The sequence below is a fragment of the Marinobacter shunpengi genome, assembly GCF_045449695.1.
Taxonomy (GTDB): Bacteria; Pseudomonadota; Gammaproteobacteria; order Pseudomonadales; family Oleiphilaceae; genus Marinobacter.
On record NZ_JBJJKZ010000022.1, the window covers coordinates 65121 to 90454 of the forward strand.

24 protein-coding genes are annotated in these 25334 nt (G+C 62.9%); 14 read left to right on the forward strand and 10 right to left on the reverse strand.

Annotation, left to right across the window (positions count from 1 at the left end):
* Window positions 1–54: 54 nt before the first annotated feature.
* Together ACJO2E_RS18815 and ACJO2E_RS18820 are read left to right on the forward strand one after the other, a co-directional pair.
* The gene (locus ACJO2E_RS18815; RefSeq protein ID WP_406965900.1) at window positions 55–1374 is read left to right on the forward strand and encodes a glycerophosphodiester phosphodiesterase family protein; all 1320 of its coding nucleotides are present in this window, start codon (window positions 55–57) and stop codon (window positions 1372–1374) included.
* 100 nt (window positions 1375–1474) lie between these two features.
* A complete protein-coding gene (locus ACJO2E_RS18820) occupies window positions 1475–2077 on the forward strand; it encodes a methyltransferase family protein (RefSeq protein ID WP_406965901.1) in 603 nt (200 codons plus the stop codon).
* Here the strand turns inward: ACJO2E_RS18820 and ACJO2E_RS18825 are convergent.
* The 3 genes from ACJO2E_RS18825 to ACJO2E_RS18835 form a co-directional block, all read right to left on the reverse strand.
* Entirely contained in the window at window positions 2053–2736 is a 684-nt protein-coding gene (locus ACJO2E_RS18825; RefSeq protein WP_406965902.1) for a DUF6064 family protein, read from the reverse strand. The two genes, ACJO2E_RS18820 and ACJO2E_RS18825, sit on opposite strands and share 25 nt — an antisense overlap.
* Window positions 2736–3665, reverse strand: a complete 930-nt coding sequence (locus tag ACJO2E_RS18830; protein ID WP_406965904.1) for an aldo/keto reductase — start codon at window positions 3663–3665, stop codon at window positions 2736–2738. Before ACJO2E_RS18830 ends, ACJO2E_RS18825 begins: the two co-directional genes overlap by 1 nt.
* Before the next feature lie 92 nt (window positions 3666–3757).
* Window positions 3758–4282, reverse strand: coding sequence for a hypothetical protein (locus ACJO2E_RS18835; RefSeq protein ID WP_406965905.1), 525 nt, complete (start codon window positions 4280–4282; stop codon window positions 3758–3760).
* 272 nt (window positions 4283–4554) lie between these two features.
* On the opposite strand from ACJO2E_RS18835, the gene ACJO2E_RS18840 reads away from it, so the two are divergent.
* From ACJO2E_RS18840 to ACJO2E_RS18855, 4 genes are all read left to right on the forward strand, one after another.
* Window positions 4555–4995: a VOC family protein gene (locus tag ACJO2E_RS18840; RefSeq protein WP_406965906.1), complete on the forward strand. Its 441-nt coding sequence runs from the start codon at window positions 4555–4557 to the stop codon at window positions 4993–4995.
* Window positions 4996–5204: 209 nt separating this feature from the next.
* Window positions 5205–6941, forward strand: a complete 1737-nt coding sequence (locus ACJO2E_RS18845; RefSeq protein WP_406965908.1) for a methyl-accepting chemotaxis protein — start codon at window positions 5205–5207, stop codon at window positions 6939–6941.
* Between the two features lie 81 nt (window positions 6942–7022).
* The gene (locus ACJO2E_RS18850) at window positions 7023–7757 is read left to right on the forward strand and encodes a spermidine synthase (protein ID WP_406965909.1); all 735 of its coding nucleotides are present in this window, start codon (window positions 7023–7025) and stop codon (window positions 7755–7757) included.
* Window positions 7754–8527, forward strand: a complete 774-nt coding sequence (locus tag ACJO2E_RS18855; RefSeq protein ID WP_406965910.1) for an ATP-binding protein — start codon at window positions 7754–7756, stop codon at window positions 8525–8527. The genes ACJO2E_RS18850 and ACJO2E_RS18855 overlap by 4 nt, the downstream gene beginning before the upstream one ends.
* Here the strand turns inward: ACJO2E_RS18855 and ACJO2E_RS18860 are convergent.
* Window positions 8524–10536 carry an ATP-binding protein gene (locus ACJO2E_RS18860; protein WP_406965911.1) on the reverse strand — a complete coding sequence of 671 codons (2013 nt, stop codon included), beginning with the start codon at window positions 10534–10536 and terminating at the stop codon, window positions 8524–8526. The two genes, ACJO2E_RS18855 and ACJO2E_RS18860, sit on opposite strands and share 4 nt — an antisense overlap.
* Window positions 10536–11237 carry a proteobacterial dedicated sortase system response regulator gene (gene pdsR, locus ACJO2E_RS18865; RefSeq protein ID WP_406965913.1) on the reverse strand — a complete coding sequence of 234 codons (702 nt, stop codon included), beginning with the start codon at window positions 11235–11237 and terminating at the stop codon, window positions 10536–10538. The genes ACJO2E_RS18860 and pdsR overlap by 1 nt, the downstream gene beginning before the upstream one ends.
* Before the next feature lie 209 nt (window positions 11238–11446).
* Here pdsR and ACJO2E_RS18870 point away from each other — a divergent pair, with 209 nt between their 5' ends.
* From ACJO2E_RS18870 to ACJO2E_RS18885, 4 genes are all read left to right on the forward strand, one after another.
* Window positions 11447–13573 carry a marine proteobacterial sortase target protein gene (locus ACJO2E_RS18870; RefSeq protein ID WP_406965914.1) on the forward strand — a complete coding sequence of 709 codons (2127 nt, stop codon included), beginning with the start codon at window positions 11447–11449 and terminating at the stop codon, window positions 13571–13573.
* A 2-nt stretch (window positions 13574–13575) separates the two neighbouring features.
* Complete coding sequence (locus ACJO2E_RS18875) at window positions 13576–14172, forward strand: class GN sortase (protein ID WP_406965916.1); 597 nt, start codon at window positions 13576–13578, stop codon at window positions 14170–14172.
* A gap of 148 nt (window positions 14173–14320) precedes the next feature.
* The gene (locus ACJO2E_RS18880; RefSeq protein ID WP_406965918.1) at window positions 14321–14563 is read left to right on the forward strand and encodes a GlsB/YeaQ/YmgE family stress response membrane protein; all 243 of its coding nucleotides are present in this window, start codon (window positions 14321–14323) and stop codon (window positions 14561–14563) included.
* 3 nt (window positions 14564–14566) lie between these two features.
* Window positions 14567–14968, forward strand: a complete 402-nt coding sequence (locus tag ACJO2E_RS18885) for an MAPEG family protein (RefSeq protein ID WP_406965920.1) — start codon at window positions 14567–14569, stop codon at window positions 14966–14968.
* Between the two features lie 56 nt (window positions 14969–15024).
* On the opposite strand, the gene ACJO2E_RS18890 is transcribed toward ACJO2E_RS18885, so the two are convergent.
* Window positions 15025–15231 carry a hypothetical protein gene (locus tag ACJO2E_RS18890; protein WP_406965921.1) on the reverse strand — a complete coding sequence of 69 codons (207 nt, stop codon included), beginning with the start codon at window positions 15229–15231 and terminating at the stop codon, window positions 15025–15027.
* Between the two features lie 336 nt (window positions 15232–15567).
* Here ACJO2E_RS18890 and ACJO2E_RS18895 point away from each other — a divergent pair, with 336 nt between their 5' ends.
* The 3 genes from ACJO2E_RS18895 (at window position 15568) to ACJO2E_RS18905 (ending at window position 19695) form a co-directional block, all read left to right on the forward strand.
* Entirely contained in the window at window positions 15568–17016 is a 1449-nt protein-coding gene (locus tag ACJO2E_RS18895; RefSeq protein WP_406965923.1) for a rhomboid family intramembrane serine protease, read from the forward strand.
* Window positions 17017–17362: 346 nt separating this feature from the next.
* Entirely contained in the window at window positions 17363–18541 is a 1179-nt protein-coding gene (locus tag ACJO2E_RS18900) for an acyl-CoA dehydrogenase family protein (protein WP_406965925.1), read from the forward strand.
* A 14-nt stretch (window positions 18542–18555) separates the two neighbouring features.
* Window positions 18556–19695 (forward strand): acyl-CoA dehydrogenase family protein, encoded by a 1140-nt coding sequence (locus tag ACJO2E_RS18905; RefSeq protein WP_406965926.1) that lies wholly within the window; start codon window positions 18556–18558, stop codon window positions 19693–19695.
* A 78-nt stretch (window positions 19696–19773) separates the two neighbouring features.
* Here the strand turns inward: ACJO2E_RS18905 and ACJO2E_RS18910 are convergent, their stop codons facing one another.
* The gene (locus ACJO2E_RS18910) at window positions 19774–21246 is read right to left on the reverse strand and encodes a hypothetical protein (RefSeq protein ID WP_406965928.1); all 1473 of its coding nucleotides are present in this window, start codon (window positions 21244–21246) and stop codon (window positions 19774–19776) included.
* Window positions 21247–21504: 258 nt separating this feature from the next.
* Between ACJO2E_RS18910 and ACJO2E_RS18915 the strand changes: the two genes are divergently transcribed.
* Window positions 21505–22761, forward strand: coding sequence for a hypothetical protein (locus ACJO2E_RS18915; RefSeq protein WP_406965929.1), 1257 nt, complete (start codon window positions 21505–21507; stop codon window positions 22759–22761).
* 42 nt (window positions 22762–22803) lie between these two features.
* Here the strand turns inward: ACJO2E_RS18915 and ACJO2E_RS18920 are convergent, their stop codons facing one another.
* The 3 genes from ACJO2E_RS18920 to ACJO2E_RS18930 all read right to left on the reverse strand — a co-directional run bounded on the left by ACJO2E_RS18920 (window position 22804) and on the right by ACJO2E_RS18930 (window position 25168).
* Window positions 22804–23169 carry a histidine triad nucleotide-binding protein gene (locus tag ACJO2E_RS18920; RefSeq protein ID WP_406965931.1) on the reverse strand — a complete coding sequence of 122 codons (366 nt, stop codon included), beginning with the start codon at window positions 23167–23169 and terminating at the stop codon, window positions 22804–22806.
* Between the two features lie 61 nt (window positions 23170–23230).
* Window positions 23231–24535, reverse strand: a complete 1305-nt coding sequence (locus ACJO2E_RS18925) for an FAD-dependent monooxygenase (RefSeq protein WP_406965933.1) — start codon at window positions 24533–24535, stop codon at window positions 23231–23233.
* A 72-nt stretch (window positions 24536–24607) separates the two neighbouring features.
* Window positions 24608–25168, reverse strand: a complete 561-nt coding sequence (locus ACJO2E_RS18930) for an aminoacyl-tRNA deacylase (protein ID WP_406965934.1) — start codon at window positions 25166–25168, stop codon at window positions 24608–24610.
* Between the last annotated feature and the right edge of the window lie 166 nt (window positions 25169–25334).

Below are 25334 nucleotides of genomic sequence, written 5' to 3' on the forward strand. Positions count from 1 at the left end.
GGTGAGCATGCATTGTCATGTCACAGGTTTCACGGAACAACTAGGGAGTGGTTTATGAAGCTCAAACAATTTGGTTCGTCTGTTCTTGCGGTGACCACACTGGTGGTTGCCGTTTCACTGCCGCTGTCTGCCTCCGCCAGGGGGTGGCAGCACGAAGGCGACCTGCCCCCCGGCCTGGAACGGCTTCAGGAAAAGTTCGAAAAACTGAAGCGGGACCTGCGGAGTGGCCACGGCAACGTCCAGGTCGGTCCCCGGCCCTACTGGCTGGTGGATGATATGGACGATGGCTGGCTGAAGGACAAGCTGGAGCGCTGCGAGAACCGTCGCATGCGCCGCACGGATTTCTCCATCGGCCATCGGGGCGCGCCGTTGCAGTTCCCGGAGCACACCATGGAATCCTACGTGGCCGCAGCCCGTATGGGAGCGGGTATCGTCGAGTGTGACGTGGCTTTCACCGCTGACCGTGAGTTGGTGTGCCGCCATGCCCAGAATGACCTGCACACCACCACCAATATCGTCACCATCCCCGAGCTGAACGCCAAGTGTACCCAGCCGTTCGTGCCGGCGGACCCGGCATCCGGTACCCCGGCCCAGGCGGAATGCCGCACCAGCGATATCACCCTGGAAGAGTTCAAGTCCCTGGAAGGCAAGATGGACGCCTACAACCCCATGGCCACCACGCCGGAAGAATACGTGGGCGGTACCGCCGACTGGCGCACCGATCTTTACGCCAGCCGTGGCACCCTGCTCAGTCATCAGGAGAGCATCGAACTGTTCAAGGCCCTGGGCGTGAAAATGACACCGGAACTGAAGACCCCGGTGGTCGACATGCCCTATGAGGGCGACTACACCCAGCAGGACTATGCCCGCCAGATGATCCAGGACTATATCGACGCCGGTGTCGATCCCCGGGATGTCTGGCCGCAGTCGTTTCTGCTGGACGACGTGCTGTTCTGGGTCAACGAGACCCCGGCGTATGGTCGTCAGGCGGTGTTCCTGGACCAGGAACCGATCACCCCGGAAACGTCTTCACTGGCCTATATGGAAAGCCTGAAGGCCCAGGGCGTGAATATCATTGCCCCGGCCATCTGGAAAATGCTCACCCTCAATGGTCACCAGGACATCGTGCCGTCCGAGTATGCCGAGAATGCGAGCGTTGCCGGCCTGGATATGATTGCCTGGTCGCTGGAGCGTAGCGGCCCGCTGGCCAATGGCGGCGGCTGGTACTACCAGACCGTCACCGACGCCATCAACAATGACGGCGATATGCTGACCGTGGTGGATGTGCTGGCCCGGGACGTGGGCGTGATCGGCATCTTCTCCGATTGGCCGGCCACTACCACCTACTATGCCAACTGTATGGGTATGCGGTAGATTTTCCCTGCCGGGGAAGGGGGGGTAATGAGCTTTCCCGGTGACGTCCGGTCCGGTACGCTTGGATTTCTTTCAAGGCGTACCGGACCCGATCCCATCCATGTCAGCAGAACTCTTCACACGGCACTTCCTCGGCAGTTTCTTTCTCCTGATTGGTATCCTGTTCGCCTGTCGTGCCCTGGGCCTGTATGCCCGGCTGGGTTTCAGTCACATCAACTACGGCAAAACGGGTAGCGCCACCTGGTGGAACCGCCACCTGTTCAATGGGTTCCGGGCCACCATCCTGGTGGTATGCCTGGTGCGAATGGTCTGGCCCATTGACCCCTGGCTGGGAATCTTCGACGGGTTCTATCAACCGGTGGTCCTGCTTCCGGGGGTGGCCACCCTGCTGGTTTCCTTTGGTCTGGCCAGTTACCTGCAGGCCTACATGCACGCCGACTGGCGTTCGGGCATTGACCTGGACCATGCGCCCAACCTGATTACCTCGGGGCCCTATGCCCGTAGCCGAAACCCGCTGTTCCTGGCCATTATGCTGGGGCAGTTCGGGTTCTTCCTGGCCCTGCCGAGCCTGTTTTCCCTGGTCTGCCTGGTGGTGGGTGTGTGGGTGATCCGTCGTCAGGCGCTGGAAGAGGAAGCCGCGCTGGCCGCCCACTACGGCGAACCCTACAGCCGGTATCGTCAGCAGGTGCCGCGCTGGCTCTGACCGGCTCTGGTCAGGGGGAGTGCGCCCAGCAAGGCGATGACGGCTGCTGCCAGCATCGCCCAGCCAATGGGGGAGCCCAGGCCCAGCAGGGTGATGCCGCCGATCAGGCTCCACAACAGGGGTACAGGTATTGCCAGTGCCAGCCGCCAGCCATCCAGGGTCACCAGTACCACGCCCAGGGTGGTGATCGCCAGCGGGTCCGGAAACAGCAGCCAGGTATCCGCGGCCTGCACCCCGCGCTGGTCCAGCAGGAAGCCCAGCGGATGGATCAGGGTGCCCCAGACCACCAGGAGCAGGCCTGCCCAGTGCCGATGGAGGCGGGACAATGGCTCTCCGGCTTTCAGGACGAACAGCAGGAACAGTCCTCCCATGGCGACGAAGGGCACAATGGCCCAATCCACGGCCCAGTTGATGACCCGGTACTGCTGCCACAGGAAAGACCAGGTGACGAACCACCAGACCAGACCCATACCGCCAAATACCAGTCCGTGCCGTTTATCGCCACGGTGTCCGAGCTGCCAGGCCAGTAAGAGGCCGGCCACGGGGGCCAGCAGCGCCAGCCACCACCAGCTAACGTTATTGCCCGCCACCAGGGCCCAGTAGACCCGGGGCGAGAATAGCAGGAAGTCCTGGGGATGGTAGCTGAGCAGGGTGTCCATCACAGGGATCGGATGGTGTCGCTGATGCGTCGACGCAGGTCCGGATCCGGCAGGGGCTCGCGGGCCGCGGCCAGGTTCTCCCGGACGTGATCCACCCGGGTGGTCGCCGGGATGGCGCAGGTTATGGCGGGGTGGCTGAGGATAAACTTGAGGATCAGTTGCGCCCAGGAACCGGCATCCACCTCCGTGGCCCAGTCGGGCAGGGGCTCGCTGGCGAGTCGTTCGGTCAGCGCACCCCGCTGGAAGGGACGGTTGACGATCACGCCGATGCCTTTCTCCCTTGCCAGTGGCAGCAGGCGATCCTCGGCCTCACGGTCCACCGGGTTGTAGGTCAGTTGCACGAAGTCGATGGGCTCCGAGGTCATGACCTGTTCGATCTCCCGATGGCGACGACCATGGGAAGTGGTGATGCCGATGGTGCGTACGGCGCCTTCATCCCGCATGGCCTTGAGGGTATCCAGGTGGGCCTGCCAGTTCACCAGGTTGTGCACCTGCAACAGGTCAAACCGGTCCACCTGCCATAACTCCGCGGATTCCCGGCTCTGGCGGCGGCCGTCGTCGCCGCGGGTCCAGATCTTGTCTGCCGAGAATACCTGGTCCCGGGCATCCAGTTTGTTGAGGCCGTATCCGACCGTGTTCCGGGAAGACCCGTACATGGGGGAGGAATCGATAATGGCGCCGCCATCCTCGAAGAAGGCCGCCATCACATCGACGCAGTTGTCCAGCAGGCGCTGGTTGTTGCCGACGTTAAAGGTGATCCAGGTGCCCAGCCCGACGGACGGAAGGGTGATGTCGCGGCCGGGCAGTGGACGGGTAAGCGGGCCGCCTTCCCGGGCCCGGGCCAGTGACAGGGGCAGGGCGGACAGACTGGCGGCGGCCGCCAGGCCCCGTAGCAGGCGACGTCGCGTCAGTGACCACTGGTCTGCCATGACGGTCTCCGGTCAGGGAATGTATCTGCACTGACACTGACAATAATCGACAGTTCCCGGATGTCCAGTTCAGACAATCGCCGTTCCAGGGTTCAGGAATCACCGTCGGACGCTTCTTCGGACTCCGGCGCTGGCTGGTAATACACCTGCAGCATGGTCCTGGAGCCTTCCATGTGGGTGGCCGTGCGGGCATCCGTGGGCTGGATGCGAATGTTGGGAATCCGGTAGGTGTCCGGCCCGTCAATGCGGGTATCATCGCCGGCGCTTTGCAGTATCTGTACATGCTCGCCGCTGTCGTTTTGCAGGATGGTGAAGTCCGGCAGTTCCTTCCGGTACCAGTCGACCACTTCCTCCGGTGTCATCAGGGTCAGGAACACGGCCAGGGGCAGGCTTTGTACCGTGCCTTCGTTGGTGCTCTTGTCGATGCCACTGGTGGCGTGGATGATCAGCTTGCTCTCCGGTATCACCGGCAGGGTGACCTTTTCCTCGCCTTCGTTGGTGATGTCACTGAGGGTGGAATGGGCGCCGGCCTGGCTGACAAGCAGGGCACCAGTGCACAGGGCCAGCAGGGTGAAGCCCTGGATAACGCGGGTTCGGAATGCCGTGCGGATAGTCATGATGTTCTCCCTGTGAGCCGGTTCAGATTCCTGGGGGAGCACACGACAGCCGTGGAGGCTGCCTGTAGGCTCCTGCTTTCCTGTGAGGCGGGGACATCCTGCTCCCACCGAGGGGCTATCCTGCCCCAGAGCCGGAGAGGCTGAAATCGAAGGGTTGGCAATTTACCAGGCTGTAAGTTACGCCACTGGACACTCTCCGGGGTGATGTGGGTGTGGCGTCACTTTCAGGTCGTTATACTGACCGGATACACCCATGATCTCTGGAGGCCGACATGAAATACCTGCACACCATGGTGCGCGTCAGTAGCCTGGACGACTCCCTGCATTTTTACTGTGACCTGCTGGGGCTGAAGGAAATCAACCGTAAGGAAGTGGAGAAGGGGCGCTTTACCCTGGTGTTCCTGGCAGCGCCGGAGGACGAGCAACGGGCACGGGAAGAACGGGCACCGATGATCGAGCTGACCTGGAACTGGGACCCGGAAGAGTACGCCGGTGGCCGCAATTTCGGACATCTGGCGTACCAGGTGGACGATATCTATGGGCTCTGCCAGCACCTGCGGGACAACGGCGTCACCATCAATCGCCCGCCCCGGGATGGTCGCATGGCGTTTGTGCGTTCACCGGACGGTATCTCCGTGGAACTGCTTCAGAAAGGCGAGCCGCTGCCGATACAGGAACCATGGGCCAGCATGGAGAACACCGGCAGTTGGTAGCGTCCTGTGCCGTGGTGGGCTGGCTGAATTGCAAGCCCGGGTTTGCAATTGCATTACAAAAATAATCCAAACAGTCGTTCTAAGAATGCCGGCTCAATAGGCTCATAACGATAGTAAAGCCGGATTGGTTGTCGCTTTACGGTAACGACAGACAATAACGATAAAACCATCAGCGCACACAATATCCTGCCGTGCAGGGAGGTATTCGCATGCAATCTTCGTCCGCCAGTGCCCAGACGATGTCCCAGGCAGGAGCCGCCGCCACCGACCAGCCGGCCAGTCCACATCGCTGGCTGCCCACACCCACGGCCATCCTGCTGATCCTGTTGCAGGCCGCGCTCGTGATCGCCGTCGCCTGGCTGGGAACCGCCACCTTGGCCACCGTTGCCGTGGTATTGGGTGGCATTGTGCTTGTGCTGGCCTGGTACCTGGGCGTGCGTGCCCGCCAGGACCAGGGCATCAGCCGGGTGTTCGAACTGGCGCTGGGTCAGCAGATTGATATTTCCGAGAGCCTGACCGAAGGCGATGATTCGGAAGAAGCCCGGGCGCTCAGGGACTTCAACAAGCGACTGCGGGACATGATCCTGGACTTCCAGCACCAGAGCATCAGCATTTCGCTGTCGTCCGCCCGCAGCCGTCTGTTGGCCGAGCTGGCCAACCGTGAGGCATCCGGTCAGCAGAAACTGTCTGAACAGATCTTTCTGGCCAGCGATGAAACCACCACTGCCCTGCAGGATGTCTCCGGCCGTACCTCCACCATTACCGAGATGAACAGCCGCAACCTGGAGGTGGCCAAGGACTCCAGCCAGCAGCTGGAAGAGGCACGGTTCCAGGTGGAAACCATCAATAACGCCATGGGTGAATTCCAGCAGAATATCGCCCGGCTGGATGAGTCCTCCAACCAGATCCAGAAGATCCTGGGTACGGTGCAGGATTTCTCCGAGCAGACCAACATGCTGGCCCTGAATGCCGCCATCGAGGCGGCCCGTGCCGGTGAGCAGGGGCGCGGTTTCGCGGTGGTGGCCGACGAGGTGCGCAACCTGTCCGTGAGGGTGGGTGAGTCCGCCAGCCAGATCGGCGGCCTGCTGGATGACATGATCAATGCCATGTCCGGCGCCGGCAACCAGGCCCAGTCAATCATGACCCAGAGCGCCACGGCCGGGGAATCCGTCAAGAGCGCGGCGTCCCAGTTCACGACCATGGTGGACGACTTCACCCGGGCCCATGAGGACCTGCTGATGGTGAGCAGTTCCCTGGAGCAGCTCACTGCCACCAACACCGAGACCCACAGCCATGCCACGGCGATCCGCGACAGCAGCGATCAGATCCTGGAGGGCATGTCGAACATCTTCACCCAGGCCGACGCCCTGCGGGACAACACCAACCTGGTGTTGCAGGCACTGTGTCGGTTCAACCTGGGCGAGGGCCCCCTGGAGGGCATGGTTAACAAGCTGTTTACCCGGCGAGACCAGCTCCAGGAGATCATGGAGAACCTCCGCAGGGAGGGGTACAACCTGTTCGATTTCAACTACCGGGAAATTTCCGGCACCGGCGGCCAGAAGTTCGACACCAGTTGGGCCGATGCCCTGGGCAAGCGTATCCAGCCCCTGCTGGATGAATGGGATCTGGGTGGCAAGGATGGCATCATCTACACCCTGCCTACAGACCACAATGGTTACCTGGCCATCGCCCGCAGCGCCAGTGCCCAGCCCATGACCGGTGACCCGAAGGTGGATGCCGCCCGCAGCGTGCACAAGCGTATTACGGTTCGGGGCCGGGAGCTGGAGAACCTGCGCAAGTGTGACTACCTGAGTATGGGGACATTCATTCTGCCGGGCACCACCAATGTCATACTGGTGATCTACGTGCCTCTGTATGTGGATGGCAAGAAGTGGGGGGTGATGACCTCCGGTATCGTGCCGAAAGCGGTTGGCGTTGATCTGTAAGGGAGAGGGACAAAAAACCTCCCCGCATGAGCTCCATGGCCACAGGTGGTATGATGCGCCTTTTGCATCGGGAGCCAGTCCATGGGCCTTCTGTTTGAACAGATCGACAGCCAGCCCTCCCCCCTGGGGGAAATCACCCTGCGTCGCCGCCGTATTCCGGCCCTTGGTGACCGGGATATCTATGAGGTCAAGCTGGGCGAGGAATTCCTCATGTCCAGCATGTTCGTGGATGCCGAGGTGGCACTGGCGGACCTGACGCTGGAAGTTGCCCAGGGGGATGACCTCGCCGTCGTGGTGGGTGGTCTGGGCCTGGGCTATACCGCCGATGCCGCCCTGCGCAATGACCGGGTCGGCGAACTGCTGGTGGTGGACGCCCTGGGCACGGTCATCCGCTGGCATGAGGAGGAAAAGGTGCCCCTGGGTCAGGTGCTCAACGATGACCCACGCTGCCGCTATGTCCATGGCAGCTTCTTTGAACTGGCGGACCCGGAGCGGGGATTCGACCCGGACGAACCCGGTCGTCATTTCGATGCCATCCTGCTGGATATTGATCACTCGCCTCGAGCCCTGCTGAACGAATCCAATGCCACTTTCTACAACGTCGGATCGCTGGGGCGGATGGCCCGGCAACTGAAGCCAGGCGGTATGTTCGGCATGTGGTCCAACGAGCCGCCGGACGAGGACTTCCTGCAAGTGCTGGAGGACGTTTTCGTGGCGCCCGAAGCCCGGGTGGTATCCTTCTTCAACCCCTTTCAGAACCGGGAGGCCACCAATACCGTCTATCTGGCGCGGGCAAAGGGAGGGAACGGGCAATGACCGGAACATCCATTGACTGGAGCAGTCACACCGCCGCGGTATGGCGCCGTCATCGCCAGGGCCTGCGGGCCATCCGCCGGCTGGACCCGGTCCGCTGGGACCAGTTGCATGGCATTGAGCGGCAACAGGCTGAGCTGGCCCGCAACACCGAGCGTTTCCTGGCCGGTGAGCCGTCCAACAACGCGTTATTGTGGGGCTCCCGGGGCACCGGCAAGTCGTCGCTGATCAAGGCATTGCTGAACCGCTACCACCAGGATGGCCTGCGCATGATCGAGGTGGATAAGGACGACCTGGTGAACCTGCCGGAGATTGTCGATGATATCAGCGAGCAGCCCTGGCGTTTTGTCCTCTACTGTGACGACCTGTCCTTCGAGGTGGGGGAGTCCGGCTACAAGGCGCTCAAGAGCGTGCTGGAGGGCTCTTTGGAGCTGCCGCCGGAGAATGTGCGGGTCTACGCCACGTCCAACCGTCGGCACCTGATGCCGGAGTTCATGTCAGACAACCTCCAGAGTGAGGTGAAAGGCGGCGAACTGCACCCGGCGGAAGCCATCGAGGAACAGGTCTCCCTGGCGGACCGGTTCGGATTGCAGCTCTCCTTCTATCCCTTCCCCAAGGACGTCTACCTGCGGGCCATCGATGCCCTGTTCCCGCAGGTGACCGACCGGGAGACCCTGCACCTGCACGCCATCCGGTTCGCCACCAGCCGCGGCGGTCGCAGTGGCCGCACGGCGCAGCAGTTCTTCCGCCAGTTCAGCGGCGAGTTTGTTTAACCGGTGTGGCCTGTCGTGCCGGGCAGGTCCACCTCGAACCGTACCCCACTAATGCCGTCCTGGCGGTGGTTCTCCGCCCGCACATGGCCGCCGTGGTGCTCCGCAATCAGCCTTACGATCAGCAGTCCCTGGCCCAGGTGGCCCTCACCACTGCCCTCCCGGACCGAGACAAAGGGGTTGAAGATGTCCCGGGCCAGGGACTCCGGCAGCGGTGGCCCCTCGTTGAATACCCCCAGCTGCAGGCGCTGCCCGGTCGGTTCCACGGTTACCAGGATATGGCCACCGGTGGGGGTGAAGTCCCGGGCGTTGTCCACCAGCTTGTCCAGCAGTTGCACCATCAGTTCCGGTGAGCCGGTCATCAGGCAGCCGTCGTCGGGGCCCTGGTAACGGATCTGGTGGTCCGGGTCCAGGCTCTGGTAGGCGGCGGTGGCTTCGACCATGACCTGGGCCAGGTCGAAGGTTTCCGGCTCGGCCTGGTCAAAGCTCTGCTCCAGCCGGGCGGCCTCGCTCATGCCCTGCAGGATCTGGCTCAGGCGGTCGGTGGCGCTGCGGGCCCGCTCCCGGTAGCTGGCCCGTTCATCGTCGCTGGTGGCGTGTTCCAGATTGTCCAGGGAGGAGCGGATGACCGCCACCGGGGTCTTGAGTTCATGGGACAGCCGGCGGGAGAAGCTTTCCAGGTAATCGGTATAGCCCTGCAAGCGTTCCACCATGTGCCCGAACTGCCGGTTCAGCTCCCCCAGCTCGTCCCGCGCCCGGCTCCGAGGAATGCTGGCCAGTATCCGGCCATCTGGGTCGACGCTGGCATTGACCGCCCGCTGCAGCCGGGCGATACGCCAGGACAGCCAACTGGCATAGCCCAGCAGTACCAGCATCAGGGCGATAATCAGCAGCACGCTGCGGGCAATCACCGAGCCCAGGGTGTTGCCCGACAGGGCCAGGATCTGCTCCAGGGACTGCTCCAGCACCAGCAAGCGACCATCGCCGACGGCTTCCGCCGCCATCAGGTAGCGTTCATCGTCCGGGTGTCGCACCAGGCCACTGTGGCCCGGTACCTGCTGGTGGGTCTGCTCGGCCCGGAAGGGCGCCGGTTCCGGCTGGTAGAAACGGACCAGGGCGCGCAGGGCGTTGAGGGTTATCTGTTCCAGCACCTCCAGCGGTGACAGGTTGTCGAAGTCACGGTGGTTGTCGGGCAGGGGTTGGTTGCTGCGGGCGATCAGCCAGCCCGCCGGCTCGCTAAGGAAAACCCGCTGTCCCGGCGCCAGCAGAGTATGCAGACGGGCCTCCAGCAACGGGCTGCGACCGGTCACCACGGGCAGCGGATGCTGGCGGGTGCCGGCACTGTAGGCGAAGTCCGGCCTGAGCGGATCGGGCCAGACCAGTTCCAGGGCCAGGTAATCACCGGGATGCAGCCTTGGCAGGCGCAGTTCCACCTGGTAGCCATCGCTGCGGCTCCGCCACACGCCGCTGACCCGGTGGTCCTGCCGGCTACGGCTGAAAGGAAAGCGGCCCACCACCGGGCCGGGAGCGGAGGTGCGGATAATGCGTTCGGTCACCAGGCTGTCGGAGCGCCATCTCAGCCGCAGGAATTCGTAGGGCTGATCCGGGTTGGCGGGGTTGAAGTACCGCGGATCGGGACGCTGTACCCGCAGCAACAGGTACAGGTAGCGGCCATGGACGGAGGCCTGCCAGGACAGGACGTTGTCGGCATCCGTGGTGGTCTGCCAGGGTTGTTCGTCGTCCTCGTAGCCGGGCCAGTCGTCGCCGTGCCCGTCCAGCTTGATGGGGCGCTCCGCCCGGCGGATATAGATCGCGTCCTCACCGCTGGCCAATACGGACTGTCCCGCCAGTTCCGAGGCGGCTACCTCAGCCATGCGCCGGGCCTGTACCTGAAGCTGGCTGGCGGACTGGGCCCGAAGAGCCTGGTCCAGTTCCAGCACAAACTGCAGACCCGCCCAGGGGATCAGCAGCATCAGCAGGCTGGCGAGGAAAAGCTGGCGCTTGAGGGACACTAGGCCTCCCGGGCGTGCCAGCGGTAACCCATGCCGTAGGCGGTCTGGATGCCATCAAAGTCCGGGTCCAGTTGCTGGAACTTGCGGCGGATACGCTTGATGTGGGAGGTCACGGTATTGTCGTCCAGTACCGTGCTGGCCGCCTGCATCAACTGGTCCCGGTTGCGCACATGGCCGGGGTGGCGGGCCAGGGCGTGGAGCATCCAGAATTCGGTCACCGTCAGGTCCACCGGGATGTCGTCCCAGGCCACGGTCATGCGGTCCACATTGATGGCCAGACGGCCCCGCCGGAGCACCTCGTCCGGCTGCTGCAGGGCCTCGGCCCAGGCGTCGGCACGGCGCAGCAGGGCGGTGACCCGGGCCAGCAGGTGGTCCAGGCTCATGTCCTTGGTGACGTAGTCATCGGCCCCGAGGCGCAGGCCGTGCACCGAGTCGATATCGCTGTCGCGGGCGGTGAGGAAGATAATGGGCACGGTGGCGGACAGGCGGCGCAGGTCCTGGCACAGGTCGAAGCCACCCTCGGGCTCATCCCCCAGCCCCACATCGATGACCGCCAGGTCGGGCAGGGCGGTTTTCAGGGTGGCCCAGGCCGTGTGGCGGTCGCCGTATACGGACACGCTGTAGCCCCGGCGCTCGAAGGCATCCCGGTAGTTCTCCCGGATGGCGGGTTCATCCTCCACCAGCACGATCTGCTTCTTCATGACTGCTTCCATGTTCCCCTGTTACGTGGCCCAAATGTAACGGGCGGGACGGAGCCGGACAAGCACAAGGGGCTGCTTTTGGCGGCTATTGCCACAATTCATCATTTTCCGGACGTTTCCTCGCCAGATTGCACCACGGGTTCGACGTTTCCCGACGCTTTAATGGGTTCCACAACATCCAATACCAAATGGAAAAAGGAACCTGAACCATGCTACCCAGCAAGCCATTACCGGGCTACCGGACGGACCAGCAGCCCGGACGACCGCAGCGCCTCAGCCACCGGCAGGTGAGGCGGATGGAGGGCGCCAGCCTGTGGCTGGCCATGTTGATGCTGCTGTTTGTGCAGCCCCTGTTTGTCGAGGTGGAGGCGCAGGAACGCCAGGTGGCGGAGGGCGCCGGTGAGTTCCATTATGTGGCCGACCAGGGTCGGGTGCCGGCGCCGGTGCTGAGCACCGACTACCAGGTGACGATCACCGGCCTGATCGCGGAAACCCGGTTGCGCCAGACCTTCGGCAACACCTCCGGGCAGTGGCAGGAAGGGGTGTATACCTTCCCCCTGCCCGAAAACGCCTCGGTCCATGCCATGACCATGACCACCGACGAACGGGTGATCGTGGGGGAAATTCGCGAACGGGAGCAGGCCCGCCGGGAGTACCAGAAGGCGAAGGAGGAAGGCCGCCAGGCCGCCCGGGTGGATCAGCAGCGCCCAAACCTGTTCACCACCCACCTGGCCAATATCCCGCCGGGGGAGAGCGTGACGGTGGAACTGAAATACCAGCAACTGGTCCACTACGACAGCGGTGAGTTCAGCCTGCGCCTGCCCACCACCCTGACACCCCGCTATATCCCCGGTGTACCGGAAGTGCCCGGCGATACGGAATGGACCGGGGGCTGGGCGATGCCCACCACCCAGGTGGCGGATGCCCACCAGATCACCCCGCCCCAGTTGGCCCATGAGGATGTGGCCAGCGGCAGCCACCAGGCCACCATCGCTATCGAACTGAACGCCGGCCTGCCGCTGGGTGAGGTGAGCAGCCCCAGCCACGACGTGGCGGATGTCCATGATGGTAAACGCATCCGGGTGACGCCAACGGCCGGCAAGGTCGTCATGGACCGGGATTTCCGCTTGCGCTGGCGACCAATACGGGGCCAGGAACCGGCGGCCGCAGTGTTCCATGAGACCTGGCAGGGTGAGGACTACCTGCTGGCGATGCTGGTGCCGGGAGAGCAGGGTAGCCGGGTGCTGACCCGGGAGCTTATCCTGGTGATCGACACCTCCGGTTCCATGGCCGGCGACTCCATCCGCCAGGCCCGGGAAGCGCTGCTCACCTCCCTGGATACCCTGGGGCCAGGTGACACCTTCAATATCATCCAGTTCAACAGTCACACCAGTCGCCTGTTCCCGCAACCGGTCACCGCCGGTGCCGACAACCTGGACCGGGCCCGTCGCTACATCCGGAGTCTGCAAGCCAATGGTGGCACCGAGATGGCCACTGCCCTGGAGGCAGCGCTACTGGACCGGGAAGAGACCACTATCACCGACCTCCGCCAGGTGGTCTTCGTGACCGACGGCGCGGTGGGTAATGAACAGGCCCTGTTTGGCCAGATCAGTGACCAACTGGGCGGCAGCCGGTTGTTCACTGTGGGCATTGGCAGTGCACCCAATATGCATTTCATGCGGCAGGCGGCCCGTTATGGCCGTGGTACCTACACCGCCATCGGTGACCTGTCGGAGGTGTCCAGCCAGCTCGACACCCTGTTCCGCAAGATGCAGTCGCCGGTACTCACCGGCATTGATGTGGACTGGCCGGACGGGGTGGAGCCCGGCGAACAGTTCCCGGCCCGGGTCGGGGACCTCTACCTGGGCGAACCGATGATGTTGCTGGCCCGTGGTTCCTCCCCGGAGGGGGCGCTGGAGGTGTCCGGCTCCCTGCCAGGCGGCCAGTCCTGGCAGCGGGGGCTGGCCCTGGATCAGTCGGCACCGGGTACCGGCGTGCACCGGCTCTGGGCCCGGGCGCAGATTGACCAGTTACTGGATCAGGGCCTGTCGGGACGGGTGGATGCCGATACCCGTGAACAGGTGCTGACCCTGGGCCTCCGGCATCAGCTGGTCACCCCCTACACCAGTTTTGTGGCCACCGACAAGACGCCGGCCCGGCCCGTGGAGGAAGAACTGAAGAAGGCCGCGGTGCCGTCACTGATGCCCGCTGGCAGTGCGCACCAGCGCATCGGTTACCCGCAGACCGCCACCCCTGCGCCGTTGTTGATGGTCAGTGGCCTGCTGGGACTGCTGCTGTCGGGCGTGATGGTGTTGATCCGTCGCTGGAGGAGGTGATCATGGGGCGTCTGCTGCTGTTGGTGGTCACCCTTTCCGCCGGTCTGCTGCTGGCGGGCCTGTGGATTCCCTTCAAGGCGGTGGTGGCCCAGGAACTGTTGTCCCTGGCCTGGGCCCGGACACAAGCGAGCCAGGTGGAGAGCCGACCCTGGCCCTGGGCGGACACCTGGCCGGTGGCGAGGTTGCAGTTGCCCGGGGAGCAGTCCGCCCTGGTGGTGCTGTCCGGGGGGCATGGCGAGAGCCTGGCCTTCGGGCCGGGGCAGGTGAGGGGCCCTGAGCTGGGTGGGCGTCCACAGTCGCCGGTAGTGATTGCCGGCCACCGGGACACCCATTTCCGGCCGCTGAAGGACATCCGCCAGGACCAGGAAATCCGTCTGCAATTCGCCGACGGCGTGTGGCAGCGGTACCGGGTGGATTCGGTGCGAATTGTCGACAGCCGCCAGGAACGGATGGACCTGAACCGCTATACCTCCAACTCCCTGGTACTGGTGACCTGCTACCCCTTCAACTCCCTCAACGCCAACGGGCCCCTGCGGTTCGTGGTGGAGGCCAGCCGTGATATGGCCTGGCCATCGGACGAAACCGCCGCCGGCGTCTGAGACCGGCGGCCGGCTCCCATCGGGTCGCTGGTATCGCCAATGCGCTTGCATGCGCCTGAAAATCACGGCAATCTCGGTTCATCCAATGGCGGGCGTCCGGTATCCAACTGGTCGCCCGCTCCTACGGTACTACCAGGGAGTAACACGGATGAACCTGATTCTGTTCCTGATTATTGGTGGTGTGGCCGGCTGGCTGGCCGGTCTGATCATGAAGGGCCGTGGCTTTGGGGTTCTTGCCAATATCGGTATTGGTATCGTCGGTTCGTTTATCGGCGGTTTCCTATTCAGCCTGCTGCAACTCCACGCAGGGGGCACCATTGGCGAGCTGGTCACCGCGACGGTGGGCGCCGTGCTGCTGCTGGCCGCCATCAACGCCATCAAGAAGGGTTAATCTATGCTGATGCCGGTTACTGCTGTATTCGCAGCCGTTACAGCAGTCCTGCTGTTATTCCTGTCCGCCCAGGTGTCCCGCTACCGTCTCAAGTACCGCCAGGGACTGGGTGTCAACGACGACCGGGAATTTGAGGTGGCGGTGCGTGCCCAGGCTAACCTGGCGGAATACGCACCCATGGCGCTGATTCTGATGGCAGTGGGAGAGCTGAACGGTGTCAATGCCCAGTGGATCTACTGGGTGGGCATGGCGTTCGTGGGTGGGCGCATTGCCCATGCCTACGGCATGTTCAACGGCCACGGCGGGCCACATATGGCTCGGCTGTCGGGTATCCTGTTGACCTGGCTCAGTCTGTTTGTGATGGCGATACTGGTGGTCTGGAATGTGATCCAGGTGCAACCCTGATAGCGAAGGGGCGCCGACCTCTCCCGGCCCTGGGGCCGGGAGAGCCGGACGGGTGATCAGATAACAAGGGCGAGGGCTTCCTCCCGGGCTTTCTGAACGGTGCTTTCCTGCCGGGCGCAAGCCAGTTGGCCGGGGGGTGAAACCGGTGCGTCTGTGTGAACTTCCATGGTTTCTTCCGCCTGGACCTCTTTGCTGGCCTGGGCTGCCTCAAGTGCCGCTGCGCGAGCAATCAGCTCCGGGCTATCCAGTACAAGTACGGTCATGTCGAATTCCTTATTTCCATTGGGTCAGGCTATTGTTCTTATTCCCGCATACTATCGTCGGTATGCGGGGGCTTGGCAACCCCTCGGGTGATTGCCCTGATTGAATGACATGGTTGTGACTGCTGTATGACATGCGCTGTTCCTCGTTTCGGGAAAATTTGACAGTTGTCCTGTCTCTCATGGCCATTACAGCGCGCAATGCTGGCCGGGCTATGGTAAAAATCCGGCTGATCACCGATACATTGTGATGAAATGTGCGGAGTAGTCCCTGGCACCTGATCCCATAGGACGGTCGGGGTCACCGTAGAGCCAGACGTTGTATGACGGTATGCCCGGATGTTGATAGTTCCCGCTGAGAAAAAAATCGACTGGCGTCATCCACCCTGGATGACGTTTGCCCTGATGCTCTCCTGTGTGCTGGTGTTTGTGTTCTACCAGTCCAAGGATCCCGAGCTGTTTGGTGAGGCCGTGACGCAGTATGTGCAGGCGGATCTCGATCGCCTGGAAGCGCCTATCTACGAGGACTACCTGGAGCGGAAGATCAGTTTTGAGGGCCAGAATGAGCTTCAGGACCTGTTGGACTGGTTGCGGTACCTGGAAGAGGAGGGGGACCGTGGCACTCTGAGCTCGATGATACTGAGCGATCCGTTTTTCTACGACTATCTGCAGGACAATCGTGCCATCCTGATGGCGACCCTTGACCGGGCGCACTGGCAATCGGAGCGTGACCGGATTGAAGAGCAGTACCTGTCCCGTATGAGTGCCAGGGAATCGGGGCTGGTGCCGTCTGATCTCAACGCCTACTCGCTGGTCACCTACCAGTTTCTCCATGGCGGCTGGGGCCACCTGATCGGCAATATGGTGGTGCTGTTCCTGCTGGGCTTCACCGTGGAGCGGGCTCTGGGTGCCGGTCGCTATCTTCTGGCCTATCTTTTCAGCGGTGCCGTGGCCGGCCTGACCTACGCCGCGTTTCACTGGGGGGAACCGGTGACGCTGGTCGGGGCTTCCGGTTCGATTGCCGGGCTGATGGGCATGTATGTGGTTTTTTTCGGGCTCAAGAAGATCCGTTTTTTCTATTACCTGGGTTTCTATTTCAATTATTTCCGGGCGCCGGCCCTGGTGCTCCTGCCGGTGTGGCTCATCAAGGAGCTCTACTTTTTCTGGTCGGATACTGGCGACGGCGTGGCCTACATGGCCCATGCCGGCGGACTGGCAGCCGGAGCCGGCCTGATCCTGCTCATGGGCAAGGGCTGGTTCCAGGCCCGGGAGTCATTTTACGAGCCGGAGCCGGAGGAGCAGGACGAGGCCTTCACCAGGGAGTACGCCAAGGCCATGGAGGCCCTGTCGCGGATGGATTTCACCCTGGCCCGGCAGCGGTTTGAATCCCTGTGGCAGGCACATCCGGACCGGCCCGTGTTGCTGGAGCACCTGTACCACCTGGACAAGTTGCGACCAGCCCAGCCCGCCTACCGGGAGCGGGCCGTGGCCCTGATGAACCAGTACCTGCGCCTGCAGCAACCGGAGAACCTGCTGGCTACCTGGCAGGAGTACCTGGAACTGGCGGAGTCCACCCAGCCCCTGGCCCCGGAGGAGCATAACCGGGTGCTGTTCGCGGCCCTGCGGGGCGACGACCTGAGGCTGGCAGAGAAGGCGTTTGCGAAAGTGAAGGCGTCTGGCAGCGCGGATATGGTACGGGAAGCCGGGCGCCTGCTGGCGGAGGAGTTCAGCAAGCGCCAGATGGAGCCCAAGGCCAACGAGTATCGAATGCTTCTGAAGACACTCTGACCAGGGCCCCGAGAAAATCCGGGGCTTCCGCATTGTGGAATTCCGGAGGGTTTGTCACGCCCACCGGATTCCGTTACCCTTCCGTACATTAGTGTATTGTCATTGAGTTTATTAACTGACTGAAAGTATGGATAAAGTCGGTTTTCCCTGAAACAGGGTCGCGTTCAGGGCATGACAGAACACCCAGGGATAAGGCATTATTCTTCCGGATTTCCGCTTTTGGCTTTTGCTGAGCGGAACTGAATTCCATAGTGACACCGGCAGCACAACCACAACTGTCAATTATAAAGACCGTCAATCCGGTCCCAGACGACCCAATCCTGTGCTGCCCCCAAGGAGAGCAAGCATGACTGATCTGGATACCTTCCGTCAGGAAACCCGGGCATGGCTTGAAGACAACTGCCCCCAGAGCATGCGTTCCCCCTTCAAGAGCGACAAGGACGCTTGCTGGGGTGGCCGCAACTTCCAATTCCAGAGTGAAGACCAGCGCCTGTGGCTGGAGCGTATGGCCGAGAAGGGCTGGACCGCGCCGGACTGGCCCACCGAGTATGGCGGTGGTGGCCTCAGCCGTGAGGAGCACAAGGTGCTGCTGGAGGAAATGGCCCGCATCCAGGCGCGTCCGCCGCTGAACAGCTTCGGTGTCTGGATGATTGGTCCGGCGATCCTCAAGTTCGGTTCCGAAGCCCTCAAGCAGCAGCACCTGCCTCCCATCGTGCGGGGCGAGATCCGCTGGTGTCAGGGGTACTCCGAGCCGGGGGCCGGCTCCGACCTGGCGGGACTGCAGGCCAAGGCCGAGGACAAGGGTGACCACTTTATCGTCAATGGCCAGAAGATCTGGACGTCCTATGCCGACAAGGCGGACTGGATGTTCGCCCTGGTGCGCACCAACCCGGATGTGAAAAAGCAGGAAGGTATCAGCCTGGTGCTGTTCGACATGGAAACCCCGGGGGTATCCACCCGTCCCATCAAGCTGATCTCTGGTGATTCCCCCTTCTGCGAGACCTTCCTGGACAACGTGCGGGTCGAGAAGGACCAGGTCGTGGGCGATATCGACAAGGGCTGGACCATTGCCAAGTACCTGCTGACCCACGAGCGCAGTATGATCAGTGGCTTCGGCGGCACCGCCGCCGGCCAGAAGACCCTGGCCGAGATAGCTGTGGATGCGGTCGGTCTGGAAGACGGCAAGCTGGCGGACCCGTTGCTGCGTGCTGATATTGCCGCCTGGGCCATTGATTCCATCGGCCATGAGCTGACCTCCGAGCGGGCCAAGGACGAAGCCAAGGCAGGCCAGGGCGTGGGCAACGTGTCCGCCATGCTCAAGCTGGCCGGTACCGAGCTGAACAAGCGCCGCTATGAACTGCTGGTGGCCGCCTTCGGTAGTGAAGGCCTGCTCTGGGAAGGCGACGACCGACCCGCCGGGGCCCTGCCCCAGCAGTGGCTGCGCACCAAGGGCAACTCCATTGAAGGGGGCACCTCGGAAGTGCAGCTCAACATCATCGCCAAGAATATTCTCGGACTGGGCTAAGGGCGGAGACCATCATGCAAAAGCTTGTACTGACTGAAGAACAACAGATGCTCAAGGATGCCGCCCGTGGCCTGTTCGGCGAACAGGCGCCGGTATCCCAGCTACGCAAACTGCGGGACGAGAAAGACCCGCTGGGGTACGCGCCGGAATTCTGGAACCAGGCCGTGGAACTGGGCCTGGCCGGTACCCTGATCCCGGAAAGCCACGGCGGCTCCGAGTTCGGCCACGTGGGCATGGGGCAGGTGATGGAAGAGGGCGGTCGCACCCTGGCCGCCTCGCCATTGTTCGCCTCCGGCGTACTGGGCGCCTGTGCCCTGATGCTGGCGGGCAATGACAGCCAGAAGGCGATCCTCAACGACATCGCCACTGGCAGTCACCTGACGGCCCTGGCCATTGACGAGACCGGACGCCACCAGCCCCTGCGTGTGGCCACCAAGGCCGAGGCCCAGGGCGGCGGCTTCGTGCTCAACGGCAGCAAGACCTTTGTGGTGGATGGCCATATCGCCAACACCCTGATCGTGTCCGCCCGCACCAGCGGTGGCGAGCGTGACGAGTCGGGCATCACCCTGTTCCTGGTGGACCCGAAGGCGGAAGGCGTGAGCGTCGAGCGCACCATCTTCCCGGACGGCCGCAACTACGCCAAGGTTCAGCTACAGAATGTGGCCGTGGATGCCGATGCCGTACTGGGCGAAAAGGACCAGGGCGCCAGGCCGCTGCAGAAGCTGCTGGATATCGGCAGCGCCCATATGGCGGCGGAACTGCTGGGCCTGTCCAGCGAAGCCTTTGACCGCACCGTGGCCTACATGAAGGAGCGCAAGCAGTTCGGCGTATACATCTCCTCCTTCCAGGCCCTGCAACACCGCGCCGCGCACATGTGGAGCGAGCTGGAGCAGGTGAAGTCCATGGTACTGAAGGCCTTTATGGCCCTGGACGCGGATGACGAGCAGGCCTCCCTGCTGGCCAGCGCCGCCAAGGCCAAGGCCAGTCAGGTGGCGGAGCTTGTCACCAACGAAGGCGTACAGCTGCACGGCGGCATGGGCATGACCGATGAATTCGACATCGGCCTGTTCATGAAGCGCGCCCGCCCGGCGCAACTGCTGCTGGGTGACTTCCGCTACCACGCGGACCGTGTGGCCAGCCTGAAGGGCTTCTGAGGCAGCAGCCACCCATCAGCGTGGATCAGGAAAACGGCAGGGTCGGAAGGCCCTGCCGTTTTTCGTTCCGGGTGAGGGTTACGAGGCGGCGTTGCTGACGTCGGAGGCGGGGGCGAAGGTTGCCTTCGGGCCTTTCAGTGGCTCCCGCTTGTCGGCCTGGGCCAGGTAGGCGGTGATGGCTTCCTTTGTCTCCGGGTCGCTGGTGCTCGTGCCGGCGAACTTCAGGAAGGTGACGGCCTTGTCCCATTGCTCGAAGCCGTTGGCCAGGATCCGCGCCACCAGGATATAGGCGGGGGCGATCTGGTCGCTGTCCGGGAAGCGCTTGTGGAAATCCTTCAGCAGTTGCAGGGCCGGCTTGGGTTCGTGCTGCAGGAACAGCAGGTCGGCGCAGGCCACCACCAGTTCCGGCTCCTGGGGCTGGAACTGCGGGTCCTTCTCACGCAGCAGGGTGAGCAGGGTTTTCATGTCACGGTGTCTGCGATGGGCCACCATCCAGCGCAGCAGTTTGGCGTGGTGGCGGTGCAGGGCATCCAGGTCATGGCGGGCCAGGGATAGCTGGTAGAGCTGGCCGAGCCGGTTGGGGTTGGCCGGGTCCCGCTTCAGGGCTTCCTCCAGTATCCCCGCCACCCGGTTGTAGTTGCCTTCCTTGAGGTTCATGTCGATATCCGCATCCACCCGGCGGGAGCGGTCCCGGTTCGGGTCCGCCGGTGCTTCCTCTTCCTGGAAATCGCTGGCGAAGCCCAGTTCCTCCTGGTACTGGAACAGCAGGTAGCCGAGCATGTGGAAGGCGATGATGACGAAGATGTTGATCAGGGCACCGAACAGGGGAAAGGCAAGGACGGGGTGAAAGTGTGTGAAAGCGAGCTGTATCGCAGCAATTTCCGCCAAAAACATCAGAAAGAGGAAGCCAAAGAACACGAAGTAAGGCCAGCCGATCGAACTGATGACAGAGGTCAGTCTGATGGGGTCAAGAGCGGGAAGTGCTGAATCCTCCATTGCGGTTACCATCAGAAAAGCTGGCAGGACCAGAAGGGCGAGCGCTGAGATGGCCAGAAATGGAATTGGGCCAATCACATCCACCGCCTGTTCGCCGGCATAGCTTAATCCAACCATCAGGACGTAGACCTGAGCGGCTATGGAAAAACCATCTCCGGAGAACGCCTGTGCCACGGGTGGTGGCTTCATCTGGCCATTTGAGGTCTCCTGCAACGCCGTGATGCCGTACTTGATCAGTATCAGTAACACAATCGTGCTCGCGTACCACGACATCATACCCCCGCCGAAGAACATAGGAACTGCGGTGCAGATGATCACCACCAACAGCGGATCGGAATAGAAGGGGTAGCGGAAGAAGGCCGACAGCCGCTGCCAGAAGGGCTCCACCTCCGTCGCCGCGCCCAGATAGCGCATGTTGCGCCCGCAATGGGGGCAGAGCCCGGTCTGCCGACGCGGATCGGCATCCGGCATGCAGCCGGAGCAGTAGTGGATCAGGCACTCTCCACAGTGCCACTTGGCGGGCTCGCCGGGGTGGTAATGGCAGTCGTTCTTCACAGCGTGGTTCCTTACAACTCTTGCCCACATGATTGCAGATCGGGCCGCTTCCGGCCATCCGACCCGCGTAAAAAGCCGCTGGCCGAGGGGCATGGTATCCCAGGCCTCAACCAGTTTGGTGGTAGCTGCACACATTACACAGATTCACAAAACGGCACTTACCGGGGGCGGCGTTAATTATGTATATTAGTTAATGAATTGCCGGCCAACGGAGTGCCCGCAGGGTCGGAAGGCGAATAACACAAAAGGGATGTGAGTATGAAGCGCGTATTGCTGGTGTTGCTGGTGGCCGCCGTTGCCGGTGTGTTCTATGCCAACTACCGAATTACCAGTGAGGTTGAGGAGGGACTGGAGCTATCGAAGAGGCAGTTGTCCCTGTTCGGCCAGCTCGATTGGGGCGATGTCTCCGTGTCGCCAATGGGGGCGCTCAGCATTACCGATCTGAGCTTTACGCCTCACGGCACCCCGGAGGAGTATCGGGTGGAGGAAGTACGGTTTGAAACCGCCCATCTGTTCGAGCTCTACCGCATTTCGTTCGAATTGGATCAGCGCGAGATTCCCGAGGAAATGCACATCAAGGTCAACGGCTTTGAGGTGGACCTGGATTCTTCCCTGTTCCGCAATATGGAGGCCCAGGCAGGCCCCAGTACCCTGGTGTCCAGGCTGATGACGGCGGGTTGTGGTGATCGCAGCTACTTCGGTATCGATGACTACATGGACATGGGCTACGGCGTCTGGGTGGCGGACATGAACATCGGCTACCGCATGAGCCATTCCGGCACCCGCATGAACCTGGATTTTGACGTAGTGTCCCGTGGCATGGTCCGCCTGGTGACCGATATGGCGGTGGATCTCAACCCCACGGCGGCCCTCAACCTCAATACCGCCAGTGATGCCAAGGTCAGCCGGGTCAAGGTGGCCATTACCGATACCGGCCTCAACGAACGCCGCCATGACTTCTGTGCCGGCGAAGCCGGAGTTGCCCGCGCCGACTATCCCGGCCATCACCAGCAGGCCTGGATGCAGGTGTGGAACCGGGACGGCCTGGAACCCAGCGAGACCCTGGTGGATGCCTACCGGCGCTTCTCCAACGGCCAGAGTGACACCCTGATCCTCGCCGTCGAGCCCTATCCGAGCCTGGACGCCAACGACCAGTCCATGAGCATGGACCCCACCTACCTGTCCGGTCGACTGAGCCCTTCCGTTGCCGTGGCCGGGGAGGAACCGGAATCGTTCAGCGTGGCCAGTGTGGAGCCGGTGGACACCGCCGTGGCGGAAGAATCCGGACAGGATCAGGAGGTGCAGGCGTCTGATCCCCTGGACATTACCGGCAGCCTGCACCAGCACCTCAACCAGGATGTCCGCCTGACCCTGACCGATGGCCGCCGTGTTGACGGTCGGATCAAGGGCATTGAGAACGGCCGGCTTCAGTTCAACCGGCGACTCCACGGGGGCACCATGGTGGTTCCGATTCCCCTGGCGCGGGTCGAGCGGGCAAGGCTGGTTGAGAACTGAGGCTGAGCCGGGGGCGGGTGCCTACCCGGCCCCGGCGGGGTATCAGCCCTTCTTCATGCGGTCGGTATAGGGCGGCCAGCCCAGGGGCTTGCCCGCCAGCAGGTGCAGATGGATGTGGAACACTGTCTGCCCGGAATTCTCACCACAGTTCATGACCACCCGGTAGCCGTCGTCGGCAAAGCCCATGTCTTTCGCCAGTTTGGCTGCCACCCAGTAGAGGTGGCCCACCAGTTCCCGGTCATCCTCCTGGATGTCGTTGATGGTGGCGATCTCCTTCCTGGGAATGATCAGCAGGTGCACCGGCGCCTGTGGGTTGATGTCCCTGAATGCCAGGCTGAGGTCGTCCTCGTAGACGATATCGGCGGGAATCTCACGGTTGATGATCTTGGTGAAAATCGTTTCGGCCATCTCTGGGTCCTTGTTGGTGGTTCTCTGGTGAACAGTCATGATGCCATCTGCAAGCTCTGGGTCATAACCCCGTCAATCGCCCCAATGCCGGAGCACGGCGGAGCAGCGCTTCCACGGGGGCGGGCAGTTGCTCGTCCAGGCCCATGGCGTAGCGCGCCACCCGGTTGCGGCCAAACGGCAGGGTCTGTGCAAGCCCCAGGCCCAGGTTGCGGGCGGCCCATAATGGGGTTAAGCGGTTGCTGAACAGGTGGTAGAACACATCCATGGCCAACATCATGCGGCGGTTAGCGGGGCGGCGCTGTTCCTCGTACTGGGCCAGCAGCGACGGCGATGCCGGGTCCTGGCCTTTGCGCCGAGCCTCGTCCAGCAAGGCCTGCAGGCAGCGGGCGTCCTGGAAGCCCAGGTTCACCCCCTGGCCGGCCAGGGGGTTGATGGTGTGGGCGGCATCCCCTACCAGCACCGTGCGGCCCTGGTAATAGCGATGGGCATGCTGACGGGCAATGGGGAAGCTGGCCCGGGCGGCCACCGCCGTCAGGGGCGGCAGGTCGTCCGGGAAGGCGGCCTGCACCCGGGCCAGGAAGTCGGCTTCCGGCAGGGCCTTGAGTTCGGCATGGGTGGCCGGGTCGTCGTACCACACCAGCGATGCCCAGCTTTCCCCGGTGTGGGCCGGGCCGGCATCGTGGAGCGGCAGGAAGGCCCGCGGGCCGGAGCTGTGGAAGGCCTGCCAGGTAATATCCTGCGGCGCGCCCCGGTAGCGGACACTGGCCACCATGGCCTGTTGTTGGTACTGGTCCCGGGTGACGCCGATGCCGGCAAGCTGGCGCACCTGTGATCCGGCCCCATCGGCGCCGATCACCAGGCGCCCGCTGATCTCGCGACCGTCCTGCAGCGTCACCCGGGCGGTGTCCGCCTGCTCCGTCAGTCTTTCCACGACGGAGCCCGCAAACAGGGTGATGGTGTCCTGTTGTTCGGCCCGCTGCCACAGGGCCCCCTGGGTGACCTGGTTCTCGACGATGTGTCCCAGGTGGTCCGTTTTCAGGTCCGAGGCGGAAAAGGTGGTCCGGGGAGGCTGGCCGGGCAGCCACTGGCTGACGGGATGGCCCCGGGCTTCCCACACCGACAGGCGCCGGTAGGGTGTGGCCCTCATGGCCATCATGTGGTGCCAGACGCCAAGGTCGCGCAGGTAGTGTTCACTGCCCACACTCAGTGCGGAAACCCGGATGTCGGGGTCGCCCTGGTCGTCGAATTCCGGGGGCCGGCCCTGGTCAATCAGGGCGATGTGGTGGCCCTGGTCCGCCAGCCCATTGGCAATGGCGGCGCCGACCATGCCGGCGCCCACCACGATAAAGTCGAAGGTCTGAGTCATAAGAACGTTCCTGGTCAGACCCCCAGTTTACGGACCTTGCCGGTGCAGGCAAGCGGCTATCCTTGCCGGGGCTCAATAACCCGCCAGTTCCCGGCGCTTGATCTGCTCGTCCGACGGGGCGGCGGCCTTCTGGCGCTTGTGCATCCACGCCGGTTTGCGGGCGCCGGGACGGATAAAGCCCTTCTCGATCACCACCGGATCCACCAGGGCCAGGAAATCTTCCGTCTTCATATGGATGGAGGACTCGTGGGAGCCGGCGGCGAAGGCTATGTCGGGTTGTCGGGTCAGGGCCTCGCTGCAGTAGACGGCCATGCCAAACAGGTTGCCGAAGGGTGGCATGGCGCCGACCTCACAGTCCGGGAAGCGATCCTTGAATTCCATCTCGTCCGCCAGTTCCAGGAAGTCGGTCTCCAGGACATCGCTTAGCCGGTCCCAGTGGATGCGCCAGGTGGAGGGCATGACCAGCATGGCCATCTTGCCGTCCAGTTCGATGATCACGGTCTTGGCCACCCGGTCTCCGGGGATCCGGCCATGGTGGGCAAGTTGTTGGGCAGTGTAGGCGGGGGGATGGGACAGGGCGATGAAATCGGCCCCGGATTTTTCAAGGAAGGCTTTGAGTTGTTTTCCCGGCATAGTGCTATCTCCTGCCAGTGCGACGTATATGGCTGCGCCAGGGCGTGCGCAGTCAGCTTCACTATTGCCTAGCTTAGCCAACTGGGAGGGGATTGCGAGGGGCCGGAGTGAAAGACTGTGATCCGGGCCGTCCGGCAGGCATGGCGGAAGCCGCGCAAAAGGCGGT

Bases quoted from the DNA above. Each gene is read 5' to 3' on its own strand.
- ACJO2E_RS18815 (WP_406965900.1), top strand. From the start codon at position 55: ATGAAGCTCAAACAATTTGGTTCGTCTGTTCTTGCGGTGACCACACTG.
- ACJO2E_RS18820 (WP_406965901.1), top strand. From the start codon at position 1,475: ATGTCAGCAGAACTCTTCACACGGCACTTCCTCGGCAGTTTCTTTCTC.
- ACJO2E_RS18825 (WP_406965902.1), bottom strand. From the start codon at position 2,736: ATGGACACCCTGCTCAGCTACCATCCCCAGGACTTCCTGCTATTCTCG.
- ACJO2E_RS18830 (WP_406965904.1), bottom strand. From the start codon at position 3,665: ATGGCAGACCAGTGGTCACTGACGCGACGTCGCCTGCTACGGGGCCTG.
- ACJO2E_RS18835 (WP_406965905.1), bottom strand. From the start codon at position 4,282: ATGACTATCCGCACGGCATTCCGAACCCGCGTTATCCAGGGCTTCACC.
- ACJO2E_RS18840 (WP_406965906.1), top strand. From the start codon at position 4,555: ATGAAATACCTGCACACCATGGTGCGCGTCAGTAGCCTGGACGACTCC.
- ACJO2E_RS18845 (WP_406965908.1), top strand. From the start codon at position 5,205: ATGCAATCTTCGTCCGCCAGTGCCCAGACGATGTCCCAGGCAGGAGCC.
- ACJO2E_RS18850 (WP_406965909.1), top strand. From the start codon at position 7,023: ATGGGCCTTCTGTTTGAACAGATCGACAGCCAGCCCTCCCCCCTGGGG.
- ACJO2E_RS18855 (WP_406965910.1), top strand. From the start codon at position 7,754: ATGACCGGAACATCCATTGACTGGAGCAGTCACACCGCCGCGGTATGG.
- pdsR (WP_406965913.1), bottom strand. From the start codon at position 11,237: ATGAAGAAGCAGATCGTGCTGGTGGAGGATGAACCCGCCATCCGGGAG.
- ACJO2E_RS18870 (WP_406965914.1), top strand. From the start codon at position 11,447: ATGCTACCCAGCAAGCCATTACCGGGCTACCGGACGGACCAGCAGCCC.
- ACJO2E_RS18875 (WP_406965916.1), top strand. From the start codon at position 13,576: ATGGGGCGTCTGCTGCTGTTGGTGGTCACCCTTTCCGCCGGTCTGCTG.
- ACJO2E_RS18880 (WP_406965918.1), top strand. From the start codon at position 14,321: ATGAACCTGATTCTGTTCCTGATTATTGGTGGTGTGGCCGGCTGGCTG.
- ACJO2E_RS18885 (WP_406965920.1), top strand. From the start codon at position 14,567: ATGCTGATGCCGGTTACTGCTGTATTCGCAGCCGTTACAGCAGTCCTG.
- ACJO2E_RS18890 (WP_406965921.1), bottom strand. From the start codon at position 15,231: ATGACCGTACTTGTACTGGATAGCCCGGAGCTGATTGCTCGCGCAGCG.
- ACJO2E_RS18895 (WP_406965923.1), top strand. From the start codon at position 15,568: ATGTTGATAGTTCCCGCTGAGAAAAAAATCGACTGGCGTCATCCACCC.
- ACJO2E_RS18900 (WP_406965925.1), top strand. From the start codon at position 17,363: ATGACTGATCTGGATACCTTCCGTCAGGAAACCCGGGCATGGCTTGAA.
- ACJO2E_RS18905 (WP_406965926.1), top strand. From the start codon at position 18,556: ATGCAAAAGCTTGTACTGACTGAAGAACAACAGATGCTCAAGGATGCC.
- ACJO2E_RS18915 (WP_406965929.1), top strand. From the start codon at position 21,505: ATGAAGCGCGTATTGCTGGTGTTGCTGGTGGCCGCCGTTGCCGGTGTG.
- ACJO2E_RS18920 (WP_406965931.1), bottom strand. From the start codon at position 23,169: ATGGCCGAAACGATTTTCACCAAGATCATCAACCGTGAGATTCCCGCC.
- ACJO2E_RS18925 (WP_406965933.1), bottom strand. From the start codon at position 24,535: ATGACTCAGACCTTCGACTTTATCGTGGTGGGCGCCGGCATGGTCGGC.
- ACJO2E_RS18930 (WP_406965934.1), bottom strand. From the start codon at position 25,168: ATGCCGGGAAAACAACTCAAAGCCTTCCTTGAAAAATCCGGGGCCGAT.